Annotated in this window: 15 protein-coding genes, 5 tRNA genes and 1 pseudogene; 19 read left to right on the top strand and 2 right to left on the bottom strand. The window is 34.5% G+C overall.

What is annotated here, in order from left to right; all coding sequences use genetic code 11:
- Positions 1-234: 234 nt before the first annotated feature.
- From rpsU to HHX25_RS11115, 18 genes are all read left to right on the top strand, one after another.
- Positions 235-429 carry a 30S ribosomal protein S21 gene (gene rpsU, locus HHX25_RS11030; RefSeq protein WP_169673110.1) on the top strand — a complete coding sequence of 65 codons (195 nt, stop codon included), beginning with the start codon at positions 235-237 and terminating at the stop codon, positions 427-429.
- Positions 430-538: 109 nt separating this feature from the next.
- On the top strand, positions 539-1432 hold the full coding sequence (locus HHX25_RS11035; RefSeq protein WP_169673112.1) for a tyrosine-type recombinase/integrase: 894 nt from the start codon (positions 539-541) through the stop codon (positions 1430-1432).
- A gap of 35 nt (positions 1433-1467) precedes the next feature.
- Positions 1468-1770 carry a ribosome hibernation-promoting factor, HPF/YfiA family gene (gene hpf / locus HHX25_RS11040; protein WP_135877079.1) on the top strand — a complete coding sequence of 101 codons (303 nt, stop codon included), beginning with the start codon at positions 1468-1470 and terminating at the stop codon, positions 1768-1770.
- Positions 1771-1871: 101 nt separating this feature from the next.
- Positions 1872-1945 (top strand) — tRNA-Thr (locus HHX25_RS11045).
- Between the two features lie 211 nt (positions 1946-2156).
- Positions 2157-2238 (top strand) — tRNA-Tyr (locus HHX25_RS11050).
- A gap of 73 nt (positions 2239-2311) precedes the next feature.
- Positions 2312-2384: transfer RNA gene (locus HHX25_RS11055), tRNA-Gly, on the top strand.
- 12 nt (positions 2385-2396) lie between these two features.
- Positions 2397-2468: transfer RNA gene (locus HHX25_RS11060), tRNA-Thr, on the top strand.
- Positions 2469-2539: 71 nt separating this feature from the next.
- On the top strand, positions 2540-3727 hold the full coding sequence (gene tuf, locus HHX25_RS11065; protein WP_169673114.1) for an elongation factor Tu: 1188 nt from the start codon (positions 2540-2542) through the stop codon (positions 3725-3727).
- A gap of 63 nt (positions 3728-3790) precedes the next feature.
- Positions 3791-3863: transfer RNA gene (locus tag HHX25_RS11070), tRNA-Trp, on the top strand.
- 136 nt (positions 3864-3999) lie between these two features.
- The gene (gene secE, locus HHX25_RS11075) at positions 4000-4194 is read left to right on the top strand and encodes a preprotein translocase subunit SecE (RefSeq protein ID WP_169673116.1); all 195 of its coding nucleotides are present in this window, start codon (positions 4000-4002) and stop codon (positions 4192-4194) included.
- Between the two features lie 17 nt (positions 4195-4211).
- Positions 4212-4766 carry a transcription termination/antitermination protein NusG gene (gene nusG / locus HHX25_RS11080; protein ID WP_102754918.1) on the top strand — a complete coding sequence of 185 codons (555 nt, stop codon included), beginning with the start codon at positions 4212-4214 and terminating at the stop codon, positions 4764-4766.
- A gap of 75 nt (positions 4767-4841) precedes the next feature.
- Positions 4842-5279 (top strand): 50S ribosomal protein L11, encoded by a 438-nt coding sequence (rplK, locus tag HHX25_RS11085; protein ID WP_135877075.1) that lies wholly within the window; start codon positions 4842-4844, stop codon positions 5277-5279.
- A gap of 19 nt (positions 5280-5298) precedes the next feature.
- On the top strand, positions 5299-5988 hold the full coding sequence (gene rplA, locus HHX25_RS11090; protein ID WP_169673118.1) for a 50S ribosomal protein L1: 690 nt from the start codon (positions 5299-5301) through the stop codon (positions 5986-5988).
- A 20-nt stretch (positions 5989-6008) separates the two neighbouring features.
- Complete coding sequence (rplJ, locus tag HHX25_RS11095; protein ID WP_169673120.1) at positions 6009-6530, top strand: 50S ribosomal protein L10; 522 nt, start codon at positions 6009-6011, stop codon at positions 6528-6530.
- A 64-nt stretch (positions 6531-6594) separates the two neighbouring features.
- Positions 6595-6972 (top strand): 50S ribosomal protein L7/L12, encoded by a 378-nt coding sequence (gene rplL / locus HHX25_RS11100; protein WP_169673122.1) that lies wholly within the window; start codon positions 6595-6597, stop codon positions 6970-6972.
- A 131-nt stretch (positions 6973-7103) separates the two neighbouring features.
- Positions 7104-10916, top strand: coding sequence for a DNA-directed RNA polymerase subunit beta (rpoB, locus tag HHX25_RS11105; RefSeq protein ID WP_169673124.1), 3813 nt, complete (start codon positions 7104-7106; stop codon positions 10914-10916).
- 74 nt (positions 10917-10990) lie between these two features.
- Positions 10991-15292 (top strand): DNA-directed RNA polymerase subunit beta', encoded by a 4302-nt coding sequence (rpoC, locus tag HHX25_RS11110; RefSeq protein ID WP_169673126.1) that lies wholly within the window; start codon positions 10991-10993, stop codon positions 15290-15292.
- Between the two features lie 132 nt (positions 15293-15424).
- Positions 15425-15742 (top strand): DUF3467 domain-containing protein, encoded by a 318-nt coding sequence (locus tag HHX25_RS11115; RefSeq protein WP_169673127.1) that lies wholly within the window; start codon positions 15425-15427, stop codon positions 15740-15742.
- Positions 15743-16098: 356 nt separating this feature from the next.
- Here HHX25_RS11115 and HHX25_RS11120 read toward each other — a convergent pair whose 3' ends face one another.
- Both HHX25_RS11120 and HHX25_RS11125 read right to left on the bottom strand, forming a co-directional pair.
- Positions 16099-16332 (bottom strand): (4Fe-4S)-binding protein, encoded by a 234-nt coding sequence (locus tag HHX25_RS11120; RefSeq protein WP_169673129.1) that lies wholly within the window; start codon positions 16330-16332, stop codon positions 16099-16101.
- Positions 16333-16462: 130 nt separating this feature from the next.
- Positions 16463-18052: a peptide chain release factor 3 gene (locus tag HHX25_RS11125; RefSeq protein ID WP_169673131.1), complete on the bottom strand. Its 1590-nt coding sequence runs from the start codon at positions 18050-18052 to the stop codon at positions 16463-16465.
- A 1152-nt stretch (positions 18053-19204) separates the two neighbouring features.
- Here HHX25_RS11125 and HHX25_RS11130 point away from each other — a divergent pair.
- Positions 19205-21632, top strand: a pseudogene (locus HHX25_RS11130) (hypothetical protein); the annotation flags it as partial.

The following is a 21632-nucleotide window of genomic DNA, read 5'->3' on the forward strand; positions in this document are numbered from 1 at the left end:
GAATAGTTGGTAGGTGTTTTGGCGAAAATAACAAAAGGATTATCGCCAAAATAGTCATAGATAAGAAAGAATATAGGCCAGTAGTAGAATAGTTGATAGGTGTTTCGCCAAAATAGAGTAGGCAAAAAGGAGTATAAGTTGGTGGCTTAAAATAATTCAGAATTTAGAATTTGGAATTCAAAATTATTTATATATTTGCACCCTGAAAATCTAAAAGAGAGGAGGTTAAGGACTATGTTAATAATACCGATTAAAGAAGGAGAAAATATAGATAGAGCGCTAAAGCGTTTTAAGAGAAAGTTTGATAAAACAGGAACTAAGCGTCAGTTACAAACACGTAAACAGTTTAACAAACCTTCAGTAGTACGTAGAGCACAAATTCAAAAAGCTCAGTATATACAGGCACTAAGAGATGCTGAAGATATATAATCTTTATATAGAATATTGAAATCCCACTATTAAGTGGGATTTTTTTTGCTCTAAACTTAAATAACAATAAAAACTTCGTACTTTTAACTAGATAGAAGAAAGATATAAGATGCCGTTAAAACCATTCACTAATTATTTGTTACTTGAAAAAAACTATTCTACATTAACGGTCAACGCCTATCAAAAAGATTTAGAGGCATTTTCAGAATTTATAAAAACAACCTATGATACGAAAGAACATATAAAGTATGTAAATTATTCACAAATTAGAAGTTGGATAGTCTATATGGTGGAAAAAGGATTGTCGAATAGAAGTATCAACAGGAAAATATCGGCATTAAATACCTATTATAAGTTTCTTTTAAAAATTGAAGACATACATCAAAACCCTCTATTAAAACATAAAGCTTTAAAAACGAATAAAAAAGTTCAGGTGCCATTTTCGGAAACAGAAATAACAGCTGTTTTAGATGATCTGAATTTTGACGATGATTTCGAAAGTATTCGTAATAAATTAATTATAGAACTTTTCTATTCCACAGGTATTAGAAGAATAGAATTAGTGGAGTTAGGCTTAGCAAGTGTAGATATTCATAATAAAACGTTAAAGGTCATAGGAAAGAGAAATAAAGAGCGTATCGTTCCGTTATTAGATTCTGTAGTTAAAACAATAAGTAAGTATTTAATTTCAAGAAATAAATTAGAAGGCATTATGGATGTTAATAGTTTATTTTTAACGAAAAAGGGATTTAAAATTTACGAAACACTTGTTTACAGAATAATAAATGAGTATTTTAGTAAGGCATCTTCAAAGGTGAAAAAGAGTCCGCATATTTTGCGCCATTCTTTTGCTACACATTTGTTAAACCAAGGTGCTGATTTAAATGCTGTTAAAGAACTTTTAGGACATTCGAGTTTAGCTGCAACTCAAGTTTATACACATAATAGTATAGCTGAATTAAAAAAGGTGCATATAAAGGCACATCCCAGAAGTAAAAAATAGCATAGTGAAAAGATTATTAACCAAAAAACAAAAGAATGAAAGTGAACACGCAATCAGTCAACTTTAATGCTGACCAAAAGTTAATAGATTTTATTCAAAAGCGGATGGATAAATTAGATATGTTTTATGATAAAGTTATTAAATCAGATGTTTATTTAAAAGTAGAAAATACAAGTGAAAAAGAAAATAAAATATTTGAAGCCAGAGTAAGTGTGCCAGGGGATAGTTTTGTGGTAAAGAAACAATGTAAAAGTTTTGAAGAGGGAGCCGATGTCGCTGTATCATCATTAGAAAGACAGCTTAAAAAGAGAAAAGAGAAATTAAGATCACATTTATAGTAAAAATTCTTAAAAAATGTTTTGATTAAAAAAATAAATCTATACATTTGCAGTCCGTTAGAAATAGCGGGCTTTTTTTATGCGTAAAAAGTATAAGAAATGCCGATGTAGCTCAGCTGGCTAGAGCAGCTGATTTGTAATCAGCAGGTCGTGGGTTCGAGTCCCTCCATCGGCTCTTGAAATTTTGAAAAGCGTATCAGGTGATTGGCCTATGTTTTATGATTAAAACAAAAGTTGGTTGGGACGAGAAGTTTATCCTGAGCGTAGTCGAAGGGAGTCCCTCCATCGGCTCTTTAAATTCCTGTAAAAGCAGGGAGTTCAAAACAGAAAAGTAGTAACTGTTTGTTTTGAGAAAGTTCTTTAAAAAAGTGAAATAAGTTTAAAAAGGGGAGATACTCAAGCGGCCAACGAGGGCAGACTGTAAATCTGCTGACTATGTCTTCGCAGGTTCGAATCCTGCTCTCCCCACTTTTTTAGATAGTCAATTAAAATTTGGCGATTTTTGAAAATTAAAGTTTTAAACTTAGAATTGTAAATAATTGCGAGAGTAGCTCAGTTGGTAGAGCGTCAGCCTTCCAAGCTGAATGTCGCCGGTTCGAACCCGGTCTCTCGCTCTAATATTTTAAGCCGGTGTAGCTCAGGGGTAGAGCGTTTCCTTGGTAAGGAAGAGGTCACGGGTTCAATTCCCGTCATTGGCTCTATTTTAAAGGCTAAAAAATTAGAATACACTAATATTATTATATAACTAAGATTAAATTATTTAAAAAACATGGCAAAGGCAACTTTCGATCGTTCAAAACCACACTTAAATATTGGTACTATTGGACACGTAGATCACGGTAAAACAACTTTAACTGCTGCTATTACTAAAGTATTAGCTGATGCAGGTTTATCAGAAGCAAGAGACTTCGATCAAATTGATAACGCTCCAGAAGAAAAAGAAAGAGGTATTACAATTAATACATCTCACGTTGAGTATCAAACAAAAAATCGTCACTATGCACACGTTGACTGTCCAGGTCACGCGGATTACGTAAAGAACATGGTAACGGGTGCTGCTCAAATGGATGGAGCAATATTAGTTGTTGCAGCAACAGATGGTCCAATGCCACAAACACGTGAGCACATCTTATTAGGACGTCAGGTAGGTATTCCTCGTATTGTTGTATTCATGAATAAAGTGGATATGGTTGATGATGAAGAATTACTTGAATTAGTAGATATGGAAATTAGAGACTTATTATCTTTCTATGAGTATGATGGAGATAATGGTCCAGTAATAGCTGGTTCTGCTTTAGGAGCACTTAACGGTGAGCAAAAATGGGTAGATACAGTAATGGAGTTAATGGAAGCTTGTGATTCTTGGATCGAAGAGCCAACAAGAGAAGTTGATAAAGATTTCTTAATGCCAATTGAAGATGTATTCTCAATTACAGGTCGTGGAACAGTTGCTACTGGTCGTATCGAGACTGGTATTGCTAACACAGGAGACCCTGTAGAGATTATAGGTATGGGTGCTGAGAAATTAACATCTACTATTACTGGTATTGAAATGTTCCGTCAAATATTAGATAGAGGTGAAGCTGGAGATAATGCTGGTATCTTATTAAGAGGTATTGAGAAAAGTGATATCTCAAGAGGTATGGTAATCACTAAGCCAGGTTCAGTAACACCACATAAAAACTTCAAAGCTGAGGTTTATATCTTGAAAAAAGAAGAGGGTGGACGTCACACGCCATTCCATAATAACTACCGTCCACAGTTCTACGTACGTACTACTGATGTGACTGGAAATATTGGACTTCCTGATGGAGTTGAGATGGTTATGCCTGGAGATAACTTAACTATTACTGTTGAATTAATCCAACCAATTGCAATGAACGTAGGTTTACGTTTCGCGATTCGTGAAGGTGGTAGAACTGTAGGTGCAGGTCAGGTAACTGAAATTTTAGACTAATACAGTTTTAAATAAATAATAAGCTAAGGTATTCCGTTTTTCGGAATGCCTTGACTTATATTTACGGGTTTAGCTCAGTTGGTAGAGCACTGGTCTCCAAAACCAGGTGTCGGGAGTTCGAGTCTCTCAACCCGTGCTTAAAACATGAAGAAGCTTTAAAAAAGTGTTTTCATTTGAAATAGAATAAAAGAGACAAAAAGTTTCTAAGTAAGTTTACACTAGCGTAGTTTGTGCTTAGCACAGTCGAGGTAAAGTGTTCAAAAAAATAATAAATGGCTGGAATTGTAAATTACGTAAAAGAATCATTTGGAGAACTTAAAAACAATGTGAGTTGGCCATCATGGACTGAGGCACAAAGTTTAACAGTTTTAGTCGCTGTATTTTCAATTTTATTTTCCTTAGCTATCTGGGGAGTAGATACAGTGTTTAGTAAAGTTGTTAGTTATTACTTTGAGTTAATTAATTAATGATTAATGTTGATTTTATGTCAGAAGTAAGCGAAAAAAAATGGTACGTTGTTAGAGCTGTAAGTGGTCAAGAAAATAAGATTAAAACTTATATCGAGAATGAAATAGCTCGATTAGGTCTTCAAGATTATGTTGATCAAGTATTGGTTCCTACTGAACGCGTAATTCAAATTAGAAATGGAAAAAAAATCCATAAGGAAAAAGTGTTTTTCCCTGGATATATAATGGTTCAGGCTAATTTGACAGGGGAAGTACCACATATAATACGTTCGGTTACTAACGTTATTGGATTTTTAGGTGAAACAAAAGGAGGAGACCCAGTTCCACTTAGACAATCTGAGGTTAATAGAATGTTAGGTAAAGTTGATGAGTTGTCTGTTGAAGAAACTGCAAATGTGGCCATTCCTTTTACTAAGGGGGAAACAGTTAAAGTTATTGACGGTCCTTTCAATGGATTTGATGGAACGATTGAGAAAATAAATGAAGAAAAGCGTAAACTAGAAGTAATGGTTAAGATTTTTGGAAGAAAAACACCATTAGAACTAAGTTATATGCAAGTTGAAAAAGTATAATAATTGTTACACTATATAAAAGATACATTCTTTTGCTTCCAACTATAAGAATCGTATCTAACTAAATTATTAAAAATGGCAAAAGAATTAGGTAAAGTAGTTAAGTTACAAGTTCGGGGAGGTGCTGCGAATCCGTCGCCACCGGTTGGACCCGCTTTAGGTGCTGCTGGAGTTAACATCATGGAGTTCTGTAAGCAATTTAATGCTAGAACGCAGGATAAACCTGGTAAAGTATTACCAGTTGTTATATCTGTTTACAAAGACAAGTCGTTTGACTTTGTAATAAAAACCCCTCCAGCTGCAGTACAATTATTAGAAGCGGCCAAGGTGAAGAAAGGTTCAGGAGAACCAAACCGAAAGAAAGTAGCTAAAGTTTCTTGGGATCAGATTAAAACTATTGCAGAAGACAAAATGGTAGATTTAAATGCATTTACTACAGAGTCTGCTATGAAAATGGTTGCTGGTACAGCAAGATCTATGGGAATAACCGTTACAGGAAAATTTCCTAATTAATCTTTAAAAGACATTAAAAATGGCAAGATTAACAAAAAAGCAAAAAGAGGCTGCAGCGAAAATAGAAAAAGGAAGAATTTATTCTGTTGAAGAAGCGTCAGCATTAATAAAGGAAATTACAAGTACTAAATTTGATGCATCTATAGATTTGGCAGTGCGTTTAGGCGTAGATCCTAGAAAAGCAAACCAAATGGTAAGGGGTGTTGTATCACTTCCACACGGTACTGGTAAAGATATGAAAGTATTGGCATTGGTAACACCAGATAAAGAAGCAGAAGCTAAAGAAGCTGGTGCAGATTATGTTGGTTTAGACGAATATCTTGATAAAATCAAGAGTGGTTGGACAGACGTAGATGTTATTATTACGATGCCAAGTGTAATGGGTAAATTAGGTCCTTTAGGACGTGTATTAGGTCCTCGTGGTTTAATGCCTAACCCAAAAACAGGTACAGTAACTATGGATGTAGCTAAAGCTGTAACAGAAGTTAAAGCTGGTAAAATCGATTTTAAAGTTGATAAAACGGGTATTGTACACGCTGCTATAGGAAAAGCATCATTTAGCGCTGATAAAATTGCAGGTAATGCAAATGAATTATTACAGACATTAATGAAATTAAAACCAACAACTGCAAAAGGTACTTATGTAAAAAGTATCTTTATGTCTAGTACCATGAGTCCTAGTGTTGCTGTTGATACTAAAATTGGTTAATCAGTTAAAATACTTTTATTATGACAAGAGAAGAAAAATCACAAGTAATTGAGGAGTTAACTGGAGAATTAGCCAATAATGCAAATATTTATTTAACAGATATTTCAGGATTAAACGCAGGAACAACCTCAGATTTACGTCGTGCTTGTTTTAAAGCCAACGTAAAAATGGCAGTCGTTAAAAATACATTACTTGAAAAAGCAATGGAAGCTTCAGATAAAGATTTTGGAGAACTTCCAACGGTTTTAAAAGGAAATACATCTGTGATGTATTCTGAGACAGGAAATGTACCAGCAAAGTTAATAAAAACCTTCCGAAAAAAATCCGACAAACCTTTATTAAAAGGGGCGTTTATTGAAGAAGCAGTTTACATTGGAGACAATCAATTAGACATGTTAGTAGATATCAAGTCTAAAGAAGAATTGTTAGGAGAAATTGTTACATTATTACAATCTCCAGCTAAAAATGTTATTTCTGCACTTAAATCAGGTGGAGGAACGATTGCTGGAATTATTAAAACACTATCTGAAAAAGAAGGATAGTATTAAGCAGTACGCACTTATTACAATTATATTATTATTAAAAAATTATTAAAACGATAGAAAAATGGCAGATTTAAAAGATTTCGCAGAACAATTAGTTAACTTAACAGTAAAAGAAGTAAATGAGTTAGCTACTATATTAAAAGATGAGTATGGTATCGAGCCTGCTGCTGCTGCTGCAGTTGCTGTTGCTGGTCCTGCTGCAGGTGGTGGAGACGCTGCTGAAGAGAAAACTGAATTTGATGTTATATTAAAAGCAGCTGGTGGTTCTAAATTAGCAGTTGTTAAATTAGTTAAGGAATTAACTGGTTTAGGATTAAAAGAAGCTAAAGGTTTAGTAGACGAAGCACCAAGCCCTATCAAAGAAGGTGTTACTAAAGATGAAGCAGAAGGTTTAAAAGCATCATTAGAAGAAGCTGGAGCTGAGGTTGAGCTTAAGTAAGCTTAACAACTCAAAAACATAAAGGTTTAGGCCTGTCACGTTAAAAAGCGTGACAAGGCCTAGACCATTTTGCGTATATAATTATTACGTACGCTATCACTATTATTTTTTAATCATAATTCCGTCCATTGATGTTATCAACACAAGCTGAAAGATTAAATTTCTCGTCTATTGTAAATAGAACAGAATATCCAGATTTCTTGGATATCCAGATTAAATCCTTCCAGGATTTTTTCCAATTAGAAACAAAATCTGAAGAAAGAGGAGATGAGGGTCTTTATAACACCTTCATGGAAAACTTTCCTATTACAGATTCCCGTAATCAATTTGTTTTAGAATTTTTAGATTACTTTGTAGATCCGCCAAGATATGCTATTGATGAGTGTATTGAAAGAGGACTAACTTACAGTGTTCCGCTTAAAGCAAGGTTAAAGTTATATTGTACAGACCCTGAACATGAGGATTTCGAGACCATTGTTCAAGATGTGTATTTAGGAACGATACCTTATATGACACCAAGTGGTACATTTTGTATCAACGGAGCAGAACGTGTAGTAGTATCTCAATTGCACCGTTCACCAGGCGTATTCTTTGGTCAGTCTTTCCATGCTAATGGAACTAAGTTATATTCAGCTAGAGTAATTCCTTTTAAAGGATCTTGGATCGAATTTGCTACAGATATTAACCAGGTAATGTACGCTTACATTGACAGAAAGAAAAAATTACCTGTTACAACATTGTTTAGAGCTATTGGTTTTGAACGTGATAAAGATATCTTAGAGATTTTTGATCTTGCTGAAGAAGTTAAAGTATCTAAATCTGGATTAAAGAAATATTTAGGAAGAAAACTGGCAGCACGTGTATTAAATACATGGCATGAGGATTTCGTTGATGAGGATACAGGAGAAGTAGTATCTATTGAGCGTAACGAAATTGTACTTGATCGTGATACGATTTTAGACAAAGAAAATGTAGAAGAAATTATTGAAGCAGATGTTAAAACCATTCTTTTACATAAAGAAAGTGCTGAACAAGGTGATTACGCCATTATTCACAATACGCTTCAAAAAGATCCAACAAACTCTGAAAAAGAAGCTGTAGAGCATATCTACAGACAGCTGCGTAATGCTGAGCCGCCAGATGAGGAAACAGCACGTGGTATTATAGATAAATTATTCTTCTCAGACCAACGTTACTCTTTAGGAGAAGTTGGGCGTTACAGAATGAATAAGAAATTACAATTGGATATTGGAATGGATAAGCAAGTGCTTACCAAAGAAGATATCATTACTATCATAAAATATTTAATCGAGCTTATCAACTCTAAAGCAGAGATTGATGATATTGATCACTTGTCTAACCGTCGTGTGCGTACAGTAGGTGAGCAATTATCACAACAGTTCGGTGTTGGTTTAGCCCGTATGGCTCGTACGATTCGTGAGCGTATGAATGTTCGTGATAATGAGGTTTTTACGCCAATAGATTTAATTAACGCTAAAACATTATCTTCGGTAATTAATTCATTTTTTGGTACGAACCAATTATCTCAGTTTATGGATCAAACGAACCCATTGGCTGAAATCACACATAAACGTCGTTTATCGGCATTAGGGCCAGGAGGTTTATCTCGTGAAAGAGCAGGTTTCGAGGTTCGTGATGTACACTATACACACTACGGACGTTTATGTCCAATTGAAACACCAGAGGGACCAAATATTGGTTTAATTTCTTCACTTTCAGTGTATGCTAAAGTGAATTCTATGGGATTCATTGAAACGCCTTATAGAAAAGTAACGGATGGTGTAGTTGATATTAAAAATGAACCAACGTACTTAAGTGCTGAGGAAGAAGAGGAGAAATTAATTGCGCAAGCAACCGTACAGGTTGATGATGACGGTAAAATATTACATGATAAAGTTATTGCCCGTATGGAAGGTGATTTCCCAGTCATAGAACCAACGTCTGTAAACTATACAGATGTTGCACCAAACCAAATATCATCGATTTCGTCATCTCTAATCCCGTTCTTAGAACATGATGATGCGAATAGAGCTTTGATGGGGTCTAATATGATGCGTCAAGCTGTACCATTATTATTACCACAAGCGCCAATTGTTGGTACAGGATTAGAACGTCAAGTTGCTTCAGATTCCCGTGTATTAATTAATGCTGAAGGAAATGGAGAAGTACTTTATGTGGATGCAAATGAGATAAAAATTAGATACGATCGTACGGAAGATGAAGCTAAGGTAAGTTTTGATAGTGATATTAAAGTTTATCAATTAGTTAAATTCAGAAAAACAAACCAAGGAACGTCTATCAACTTAAAACCAATTGTGGTTAAAGGAGATATGGTAACAAAAGGTCAGGTTTTATGTGAAGGTTATGCGACTCAAAAAGGAGAGCTGGCATTAGGTAGAAACATGAAAGTAGCCTTTATGCCATGGAAAGGATATAACTTTGAGGATGCGATTGTAATTTCTGAGAAAGTTGTACGTGAGGATATCTTCACATCGATTCATATTGATGAGTATTCTTTAGAAGTTAGAGATACTAAATTAGGAAACGAAGAGTTGACTAATGACATTCCTAACGTTTCTGAAGAAGCGACTAAAGATTTGGATGAAAACGGAATGATTCGCGTAGGTGCAGAAGTAAAACCTGGCGATATTCTTATTGGAAAAATTACACCAAAAGGTGAATCTGATCCAACTCCAGAAGAGAAGTTATTACGAGCTATCTTTGGTGATAAAGCAGGCGATGTAAAAGATGCTTCATTAAAGGCGTCACCATCTTTAAACGGTGTAGTAATTGAAAAGAAATTATTTGCAAGAGCAGTAAAAGATAAACGTAAGAGAGCTCAGGATAAAGATGATATCTTAGCATTAGAAGCACAATACGATAGAAAGTTTGATGAGTTAAAAGATATCTTAATTGAGAAGTTGTTCACTATTGTTAATGGTAAAACAGCTCAGGGTATTTTTAATGATTTAGGTGAAGAAGTATTACCAAAAGGTAAAAAATTCACACTTAAAATGTTAAATGCTGTTGATGATTATGCACATTTAGTTTCGGGTAAATGGACAACAGATGATCATACAAATCAGCTTGTAGCAGATTTAATTCATAATTATAAAATTAAAGAAAACGATTTACAAGGATCTTTAAGACGTGAGAAATTTACAATTTCTGTAGGAGACGAATTACCAGCAGGTATTATCAAATTAGCTAAAGTTTACATTGCTAAAAAACGTAAACTTAAAGTAGGTGATAAGATGGCAGGACGTCACGGGAACAAAGGTATTGTTGCAAGAATCGTTCGTCAGGAAGATATGCCTTTCTTAGAGGATGGAACGCCAGTTGATATTGTATTAAATCCACTTGGGGTACCTTCTCGTATGAATATTGGTCAGATATACGAAACGGTATTAGGTTGGGCAGGTCAAAAATTAGGTCGCAAATATGCGACTCCAATTTTCGATGGAGCTTCAATAGATCAAATTAATGAATTTACAGATGAAGCTGGAATTCCAAGATACGGACATACTTATCTTTACGATGGAGGAACAGGTCAACGTTTCGATCAACCAGCTACTGTTGGTGTGATTTACATGTTGAAACTAGGACATATGGTTGATGATAAAATGCACGCACGTTCTATTGGACCTTACTCATTAATTACACAGCAACCATTAGGTGGTAAAGCACAATTTGGTGGTCAGCGTTTTGGTGAGATGGAAGTTTGGGCACTTGAAGCTTATGGAGCATCAAGTACGCTACGAGAGATCTTAACTGTAAAATCTGATGATGTTATTGGTAGAGCCAAAACTTACGAAAGTATTGTTAAAGGTGAGCCAATGCCAGATCCAGGATTACCAGAATCATTCAATGTATTAATGCATGAATTGAAAGGTTTAGGATTAGATATCAGATTAGAAGAATAATAAAATAGTTTGCAGTAACCAGTTAGCAGTAGTCACTGCGCACTGAACACTGACACTGAATACTATAAGAAATTATGGCAAGAAAACAAGATAAGAATACAGTAAAGAGATTTAATAAAATCTCAATTGGTTTAGCATCACCAGAGTCTATTTTAGCAGAGTCAAGAGGTGAGGTTTTAAAACCAGAAACTATCAATTATCGAACTCACAAACCAGAACGTGACGGTTTGTTCTGTGAGCGTATTTTTGGTCCTGTAAAGGATTATGAGTGTGCTTGTGGTAAATATAAAAGAATTCGCTACAAAGGAATCGTTTGTGATCGTTGTGGTGTAGAAGTAACAGAAAAGAAAGTACGTCGTGATCGCGTAGGACACATTAATTTAGTAGTTCCTGTAGCCCATATCTGGTATTTCCGTTCGTTACCAAATAAAATAGGTTATTTATTAGGGTTGCCATCTAAGAAATTAGATATGATTATTTACTACGAACGTTATGTAGTAATCCAACCTGGTAATGCCAAAAACGAAGAAGGTGAACCATTACAAAAAATGGACTTCTTAACAGAAGAGGAATATTTAAATATTCTTGAAGAACTTCCTCAAGAAAATCAATACTTAGACGATACAGACCCTAATAAGTTCTTAGCTAAAATGGGTGCTGAATGTCTTATTGAATTATTGGCTAGAATTGATTTAGAAACGTTATCATACGAATTACGTCATAAAGCCAATACCGAAACGTCTAAACAACGTAAAACGGAAGCTTTAAAACGTTTACAAGTAGTAGAGTCTTTACGTGAATCTAATCTAAATAGAGAAAATCGTCCAGAATGGATGATCATGAAAGTCATTCCAATCATACCACCAGAATTACGTCCATTAGTACCACTAGATGGAGGTCGTTTTGCAACGTCTGATTTAAATGATTTATACCGTCGTGTTATTATCCGTAACAACCGTCTTAAAAGATTAGTTGAAATTAAGGCACCAGAAGTAATTTTACGTAATGAGAAGCGTATGCTTCAAGAGTCTGTAGATTCTTTATTTGACAATACACGTAAGTCTTCAGCTGTTAAGACCGATTCTAACAGGCCATTAAAATCATTATCAGATTCATTAAAAGGTAAGCAAGGGCGTTTCCGTCAAAACTTACTTGGTAAACGTGTTGACTATTCTGCGCGTTCTGTTATTGTTGTTGGACCAGAACTGAAATTATTCGAATGTGGTTTACCAAAAAATATGGCTGCAGAGCTTTACAAACCTTTCGTAATTAGAAAATTAATTGAAAGAGGTATTGTAAAAACTGTAAAATCTGCTAAGAAAATTATAGATAAAAGAGAACCAGTGGTTTGGGATATTCTGGAAAATGTTCTTAAAGGACACCCAGTATTACTAAACCGTGCGCCTACTTTGCATAGGTTGGGTATACAAGCTTTTCAACCAAAACTAATTGAAGGTAAAGCGATTCAATTACACCCGTTAGTATGTACGGCATTTAACGCGGATTTTGATGGTGACCAAATGGCGGTACACTTACCATTAGGACCAGAAGCTATTTTAGAATGTCAATTATTAATGTTGGCATCTCATAACATTTTAAATCCTGCTAATGGGTCTCCTGTAACGGTACCTTCTCAAGATATGGTACTTGGTTTATATTATATGACCAAGTTGCGTAAGTCTACTCCAGAATTACCAATTAAAGGTGAAGGCTTAACATTCTATTCATCAGAAGAAGTTGTTATTGCTTTTAATGAGAAAAAAGTAGATTTAAATGCTGGGATAAAAGTAAGAACGATTGATATTAATGAAGATGGTAAATTAGCACCTGCAATTGTAGAAACTACGGTTGGTCGTGTATTATTTAACCAACATGTACCGCAAGCAGCAGGTTATATCAATGAAGTGCTTACAAAGAAATCGTTAAGAGATATTATTGGAAAAATACTTAAAGTGACATCAGTTCCAGAAACGGCTGATTTCTTAGATGCTATTAGGACTTTAGGATTTAAGTTCGCTTTCCAAGGAGGATTATCATTTAGTTTAGGTGATATTATTATTCCACCAGAAAAACAAGGTATGATTGATAATGCCAATGGTTTAGTTGACGGTATCATGGGTAATTACAACATGGGGCTTATAACTAATAACGAACGTTATAATCAAGTAATTGATATTTGGACATCTACAAATGCAGAACTGACCGAATTGTCAATGAAACGTATTCGAGAAGATCAACAAGGATTTAACTCGGTATTTATGATGCTTGATTCTGGAGCTCGTGGATCTAAAGAACAGATTCGTCAGCTTACAGGTATGCGAGGATTAATGGCAAAACCTAAAAAATCCAATGCAGGTGGAGGAGAGATTATTGAGAACCCTATTCTTTCTAACTTTAAAGAAGGGCTTTCAATTCTAGAATACTTTATTTCTACACACGGTGCACGTAAAGGTCTTGCAGATACAGCTCTTAAAACAGCAGATGCAGGTTACTTAACACGTCGTTTAGTAGATGTATCTCAAGATGTTATTATCAATACAGAAGATTGTGGCACATTAAGAGGTGTAGAAGTTGAGCCATTAAAGAAAAACGATGAAGTTGTAGAAAAACTAGAAGAGAGAATTGTTGGGCGTGTTGCCTTAAATGATGTTTATAATCCTTTAACTGAAGAATTATTAGTGGCTTCTGGTCAATTAATAGAAGACGATATAGCAAAAGCTATAGAAGCGTCTCCTATTGAGAGTATAGAAGTACGTTCAGCTTTAACTTGTGAAGCTCTACAAGGAATTTGTGCTAAATGTTATGGTCGTAATTTAGCGACAGGTAAAATGGTACAAAGAGGAGAAGCTGTAGGTGTTGTTGCTGCACAGTCCATTGGAGAACCAGGAACACAGTTAACACTTCGTACATTCCACGTGGGAGGTATTGCAGGTAACATTTCTGAGGATAACAAATTAGCTGTTAAATTTGATGGTCTTGCTGAGATTGAGGACTTAAAAACAGTAAAAGGAGAAGATGGTGAAGGAAATATTGTTGATATTGTTATTTCCAGAACTTCTGAACTTAAACTTACTGATAAGCAAACAGGTATCACATTAAGTACAAATAATATACCTTATGGTTCAACCATTTATGTTAAAAATGGAGATAGTCTAAGTAAAGGTGATGTTGTTTGTTCATGGGATCCATACAATGGTGTTATTATTTCAGAATTTGCTGGTAAAGTGAAGTATGAAAATATAGAACAAGGTGTTACTTATCAGGTTGAAATTGATGAACAAACAGGTTTCCAGGAAAAAGTAATTTCTGAATCTAGAAATAAGAAACTCATTCCAACACTTCATATAGAAGATGCCAAAGGAGAAACAATACGTTCATACAACTTACCAGTTGGAGCTCACTTAATGATTGATGATGGGGAGAAGATTAAAGTTGGTAAGGTTTTAGTTAAGATACCTCGTAAATCTGCTAAAGCTGGTGATATTACTGGAGGTCTGCCTCGTGTAACAGAGTTATTCGAAGCGCGTAATCCTTCAAACCCAGCAGTAGTAAGTGAAATTGATGGTGTGGTTTCTTTTGGTAAAATAAAAAGAGGTAATCGTGAGATTATTGTAGAATCTAAATTAGGAGAGATTAAAAAATATCTTGTTAAATTATCGAATCAAATTCTTGTACAAGAAAATGATTATGTAAAAGCAGGTATGCCACTTTCAGATGGTTCTATTACACCAAACGATATCTTAAATATTAAGGGACCATCTGCAGTTCAACAATATTTAGTAAATGAAGTACAGGAAGTGTATCGTTTACAAGGTGTGAAGATTAACGATAAACACTTTGAAGTTGTTGTGAGACAAATGATGCGTAAAGTACGTATTATTGACTCAGGTGATACCATCTTCTTAGAAGATCAATTAGCTCATAAAGCAGATTTCATCAAAGAAAATGATGATATCTTCGGAATGAAAGTAATCGAAGACGCTGGAGATTCAACGAATCTTAAAGCAGGTCAAATTATTTCGCCTCGTGAGCTAAGAGATGAAAATTCTATTTTGCGCAGAGAAGATAAGAAACTTGTAGAAGCTAGAGATGCTAAACCAGCAACTGCAACTCCAATACTGCAAGGTATTACAAGAGCTTCGCTTCAAACAAAATCATTTATCTCTGCAGCATCGTTCCAAGAAACAACTAAGGTTCTTAACGAAGCGGCTGTAGCAGGTAAAGTTGATAGCTTAGAAGGATTGAAAGAAAATGTAATTGTTGGTCACAGAATTCCAGCAGGTACAGGTATGAGAAATTATACAGACATTATTGTAGGCTCTAAAGAAGAGTTTGACGAAATGATGCAGGTAAAACAAGAGTTAAATTATAATTAATGAGATTCCAACTCTGCCTTTTTTGAGGAGAGTTGGATAATCGAATTATTCCCACGTAGGTGGGAATCTCATAAAGAGAAAAATCCTGCCTAATACTAGCAGGATTTTTTTATTAATTTAAAAAATTAAATTATGGCAAACGAAAAAGAAAATCAAAAGCAAGGCCAAATTAACATTGAATTAGATGAAAAAGTAGCTGAAGGTACCTATTCTAATCTAGCTATTATTAATCATTCGGTTTCTGAGTTTGTTGTAGATTTTGTAAATATTATGCCTGGAGTTCCAAAGAGCAAAGTGAAATCTAGGATAATATTAACACCGCAACATGCAAAACGCTTACTAAAGGCTTTGGGAGAAAACGTATCTAGATTTGAAAGTGCACATGGTGAAATTAAAGATTACGAGCAACCACCAATACCCCTTAATTTTGGACCAACAGGACAGGCCTAAAACTTGAGGTAAGTAAGCCAATAAAAAATATAGAGTGTTGCTCGAAATTTTTCATGGAGCAACCACCAATACCCCTTAATTTTGGACCAATGGTCAAGCATAAAAAATAAAAGTTCTTGAAAATTTTCAAGAACTTTTACTTTTTTATAGTTATTGATTATAACTTTTAAGTTTTGTATTAGTTTTAATGATATGGGCTATAATTTTAGCTTTAAATAAATGAATTTACAGACTTATTTTAAAAAGTTATATATGCCAATGCTAGTATATATTAAAAAGGGCTTAAAGCGTCTTATTTTGATTTAATTGGTAAATTCATTTGATTTTAGGTATCATATCTGATATATCTTATAAATCTAAGCAACTTCTTTATTTTTATTATAATAGAATTGTAAGGCACCCGAAGGACATTTTTTTATTTGTCTTATTATTTTCTCATTTGTTTCTCCATCAAGGTCTATCCATGGAATAACAGAATCTTGAAAAACATTTGAAAGTTCTTTTGCACAGCGATCAGAGTGAATACAAGTACAAGGATCGAAAGTCACAGTAATATCTGAATTACTGAAAACGTTGTCTTTAGTTTTCATAAGTAGGTAGTTTTTGGTTGCAATTCTATTTTAAATGTATCTAGAGATTCATCTAAAAGTTTAATAAAATCGATTAAATGTAATAAATTATCGATTAAATGTAAATAAATTAATGAATAACATCTGAAAATTAATTAAATTCGGAAGTAAAATGGAACTTGATACTAGGGTATTTTTGCTGTGTCATTTGTAATGAAAAAGGAGAGTCCGCTAAAAAAACAAGTTGACTCTGCTTATCTTTGGCTAAGAAACGCTGTTTTACTCTAACAAATTCTTTGTATTCCTCACTTTTAAGATCTTCAGGATCTACCCAACAAGCCTTATGTACATTTAAGTTTTCATAAGAACACTTAGCTCCATATTCATGCTCCAATCTATATTGAATAACTTCATATTGTAAAGCACCAACAGTTCCAATTACTTTTCTACCGTTAAGCTCTAATGTAAATAGTTGAGCAACGCCTTCATCCATTAACTGATCTATTCCTTTGTATAATTGTTTAGATTTTAAAGGATCTGCATTATTAATATATCTAAAATGTTCGGGCGAAAAGCTAGGAATTCCTTTATAATTCAATGTCTCTCCCTCAGTTAAGGTATCTCCAATTTTAAAACTACCAGTATCCTGCAATCCTACAATGTCTCCAGGAAATGAAATATCCACAATTTCTTTTTTTTCAGCAAAAAAGGCATTAGGGCTGGAGAATTTTAGTTTTTTATTATGCCTTACGTGCAAATAAGGTGTATTTCGCTTAAATTCACCAGAAACAATTTTTACAAAAGCTAATCGATTCCTATGATTAGGATCCATATTAGCATGTATCTTAAAAACAAAGCCAGAAAATTTATCTTCATCTGGTTTTACCAAACGCTCCTCACTTTGTTTTGGTCTAGGTTTTGGAGCAATTTCAACAAAACAATCTAACAACTCTCTAACACCAAAATTATTTAAAGCAGAACCAAAAAATACAGGTTGTAAATGACCATTAAGGTAATCTTCTACACTAAATTCTGGATATATACCCTCAACAAGCTCAATTTCATCTCTTAATGTTTGAGCTGCCTTTTCTCCTACGAGCTTATCTAATTCAGAAGATCCCAAATCTTTAATCTCTATGGTCTCTTCTATATCTTTTCGACTATCTCCACTAAATAAATTAACGTTTTTTTCCCAAATATTATAAATGCCTTTAAAATCATAACCCATACCAATTGGGAAACTTAAAGGAGCCACTTTTAACCCTAATTTTTGCTCAATTTCGTCTAAAAGGTCAAAAGCATCTTTACCCTCCCTATCCATTTTGTTAATGAAAACAATCATAGGGATGTTCCTCATTCTGCAAACTTCTACAAGTTTTTCAGTTTGTTCCTCAACACCTTTTGCCACATCGATTACTACGATAACGCTATCTACTGCAGTAAGCGTTCTAAAGGTGTCTTCTGCAAAATCTTTATGTCCAGGAGTATCAAGAATATTAATTTTTATACCATTATATTCAAAAGCTAAAACAGAAGTGGCCACAGAAATCCCACGTTGTCGCTCTATTTCCATAAAATCACTGGTAGCGCCTTTTTTTATCTTGTTGCTTTTTACAGCACCAGCTTCTTGAATAGCACCACCAAAAAGCAATAGCTTCTCAGTTAAAGTAGTTTTTCCAGCATCAGGATGTGAAATAATACCAAAAGTTCGTCGACGTTGTATTTCCTCTAAAAAACTCATAAATATTTTATAGCAAATGGGTTGCAAATATAGTATTTATAAAATTGATTTTTATAGAAACTTTTTATTGTTAAACATATTTTTACCAGAGAGATTGGAGTTATTATGAATGGTGATAATCTCCTTTATTATTTATTTAAATTTGGAAGTAATATTGATAAAATGTTTTTAAAAAAGAACTATAGATAAATATTTTTACCGATTAAACAACTTAAAAATTCGACGTATTACGAATTTAAAATGGTTTTATAAGTATTATATCTGTATTTATGTATGAAATTTAGGCTTCTTTATTTAAAAAAATAAGTTTTTTCGATCATGAATCACTAAATAAACAAGAATTAAGTAGTTTGATTAAGCTTGTATATTGAACTCTTCAATGAGATATTCTAATACTTTTATGACCAAAAATTAGCAGATAGAATTAATATTAGCTAATTTATTTTAAAATAAAGTAAGTACTTGCCTCTGGTTGTTTGTTTGAATAATCTTTCGTGCTGCTATAAGTTTCTCCAATACTTTTTTTATAGTTTTTAGTACAGAAAATTTAATTAAAAATTTAAATGTTTTTAATTAAGGATTACTATTCTAACTAGATAGTTTTTAGATAAGTAAAATAGAAAGTTTACTTCAATTATTCATTAATTTTTTCATAATTGGAATTGCTGATTTTTCCCCTATATTTTGTCGGAGTGAAGCTATGACAACAGTTTGTAATTCACTAAAATGAAGGTTATGGATTACAATAATTAACAAATGTTAAAAAAAAAAAATGTTTTGTTTGTATAAGTGCATAAAAAATATATATTTGCATTTTATCGATTAAAATTGCATTTCGTCGATATGATTAAAAGTAACTAACTAAAGACCAAATACTATTATAATAAGTTATGCTCTCAAACTCTCAAACTCTCAAACTCTCTAACGCCATGAATTTTTTTATTAAATCTCCAAACCAACGGAAAAGCAATTATTTAGGTAATATAATCTCTTATAAATCAATTTTTGCTTTTACGATATTACTTTCTAGTATTTATTTTATAGCAGAGACATTAAAAATCAGTTAGACCCTCTCTCTCTTTATGTGAATTGCTATTATCAATTTTTTAACAATATAATTGTAACTAACCTAATTAATTATAACTCCCAGAGATGAAAACCTTTAGCCATTTTTTATTAAAAAGTGAATCTACTTTGCTTTTTAAAAGTGTTAAACTAAAAAAAGAACAATTAAGGCATTCTTGTTTGTTGGTATTCGTGAGTTTGTTGTTTTCATTCACTGCAATATCACAAACAAATATTAGTGGTGTAATAAATGACTATCAATCTGTTTCAGGTATTACCTTTCCAGGTTGTGGTCCTTGTGACACGTCGCCAGTATGTTTAAATGCCATTACAGTTGGAGATGCTTCAGCCTTTTCAATAGGAGACAATGTTTTAATCATCCAAATGAAAGGAGCTACTGTAAACACTACGAATACAGCAGCAGGAGGTTCGATTACAGATATTGGTAATGCAGGTAATTATGAATTTTTTACCATTTCAAATATTATAGGTAATACTATATATCCAAACGGTCCATTAGTAAATACTTATGATGTGCTTGGGCTTGTGCAATTAGTTAGAGTCCCGAACTTTAGCAATAACGTCAATGTAAACGGGACAGTTTCAGGTGTTCCATGGGATCCCGTTTCAGGAACAGGTGGTGTCGTGGCAATCTTTGTAGAAGATACATTGACACTTAATGCTGATATTGATGCTGGAGAAATGGGATATAATGGTGTGACGGTAAGTGCGAACGGTACTCTAGATAGTTGTTCTGGAGTCGACCCTCAAATATATATGGTTCTTCCTTCTACAAACACAGAATCCTCCCCTAAAGGACAAGGAATTGTTGTGGACGACCCAAACTTCAATAGAGGTAGAGGTCCCAGAGCTAATGGCGGCGGCGGCGGAATGGCTGGAGACTCAGGAGGAGGTGGTGGTTCCAATTATGGAGCTGGAGGTGATGGTGGTAAACGCTGGTGTGATACGGATCCAGGAGGAGCAGATGCTGGAGGACTGGGAGGTGTAAGTTTGTCTACTTATTTGGCACAAAGAAGAGTTTTTTTAGGTGGAGCTGGTGGAGCAGGTTATATAACGAATTTAAATCCAGCGATAGCTACCAATGGAGGTGGTATCGTTGTAATCCGTGCCAGGCATATTGTAGGTAATAACCGCACTATTTTTGCGCAAGGAGCAGATTCAACTGCACCAGGAACAGGTATCGATGGCGGCGGCGGCGGCGGAGCTGGAGGCTCGGTTGCTTTTGATATAGAATCATATTCGGGAACCGTAAATGTTGACATCTCTGGAGGAGATGGTCAGGATTTAGGAACAACAGTATTACACGGTCCCGGTGGCGGTGGCGGTGGCGGTGTTTTTCTTCACAATTTGGCAACTCCACCAGCGAATATTATTATTGACTTACAAGGAGGTATAGCAGGTGTACATCAAGCACCACAAGATACAAATACAAACGGCGCTCAAGATGGGGCTATGGGGGGGATTATATCTTATTATACGATAGTAGAAACTCCAGATAGAGATGGTGATGGCGTTGAAGATTTTTGTGATTTAGATAGTGATGGAGATGGTATTTTAGATACAGATGAAGCTGGAGGATCTACATTTGATCCAAGTGGTGACGAAGATGATGATGGAATAGAAAATTATTTAGATAGTAGTGATGTAACACCGGGTTTTCCAGTATTTACAGATGCTAATGGAGATGGTGTAAATGATATATACGATAATGATGATGATGGTATTCCAGATTTTCTAGATTTAGATAGTGATAATGATGGAATATATGATGTTATTGAAGCAGGCGGTGTTGATGGTGATAATGATGGACTCATAGGAACAGGAGCATTGGTTGATACAGATGGTGATGGCTGGTCCGATATTGCTGATCCAGATGATGGAGGTACACCATTGCCCCTAACACAATCAGATAGTGATGGATCGCCTGATTTTCTAGATGTTGATAGTGATGGTGATGGATGTTATGATGCTATTGAAGGTGCAGGGAGTTTTGATGCGGGTGATTTAACAAGTAGTAACAATTTAGCAGATGATGATGAAGGTAGTGTAGATAGTAATGGAGTTCCCACAAATACAGGAAGTCCTCAAGCAACCAATTCATTTGTAACAACAGCTTCAGCATTAGGAAGTATCACAACACAGCCAGGTGCAAGTGTAATTTGTTTAGGAGCTAATGCAACCTTTACAGTTGTTGATACTGGTGATGATTTAGTATACCAGTGGCAAGAAAAAATAGGAGCTGGTGCTTGGACAAGTTTATCAAATACAGGAATTTATTCAGGAACAGATACTGCAACTTTAACTTTAACAGCGCCTCCAATCGGTCATTCGGGAAGGGAATATCGGGTAGTTATTACAAGTACGACTAATGTTTGTAAAAATGTAACTTCAGATGAAGTTACTGTAACGGTTAATGCGCTTCCTGTGGCTGCCACTGTAGGTAGCAACAGCCCTGTGTGTTCTGGAGAGGACGCGGTGTTCACGATCACTGGTA

This window comes from Flavivirga algicola (genome assembly GCF_012910715.1).
GTDB classification, from domain to species: domain Bacteria; phylum Bacteroidota; class Bacteroidia; order Flavobacteriales; family Flavobacteriaceae; genus Flavivirga; species Flavivirga algicola.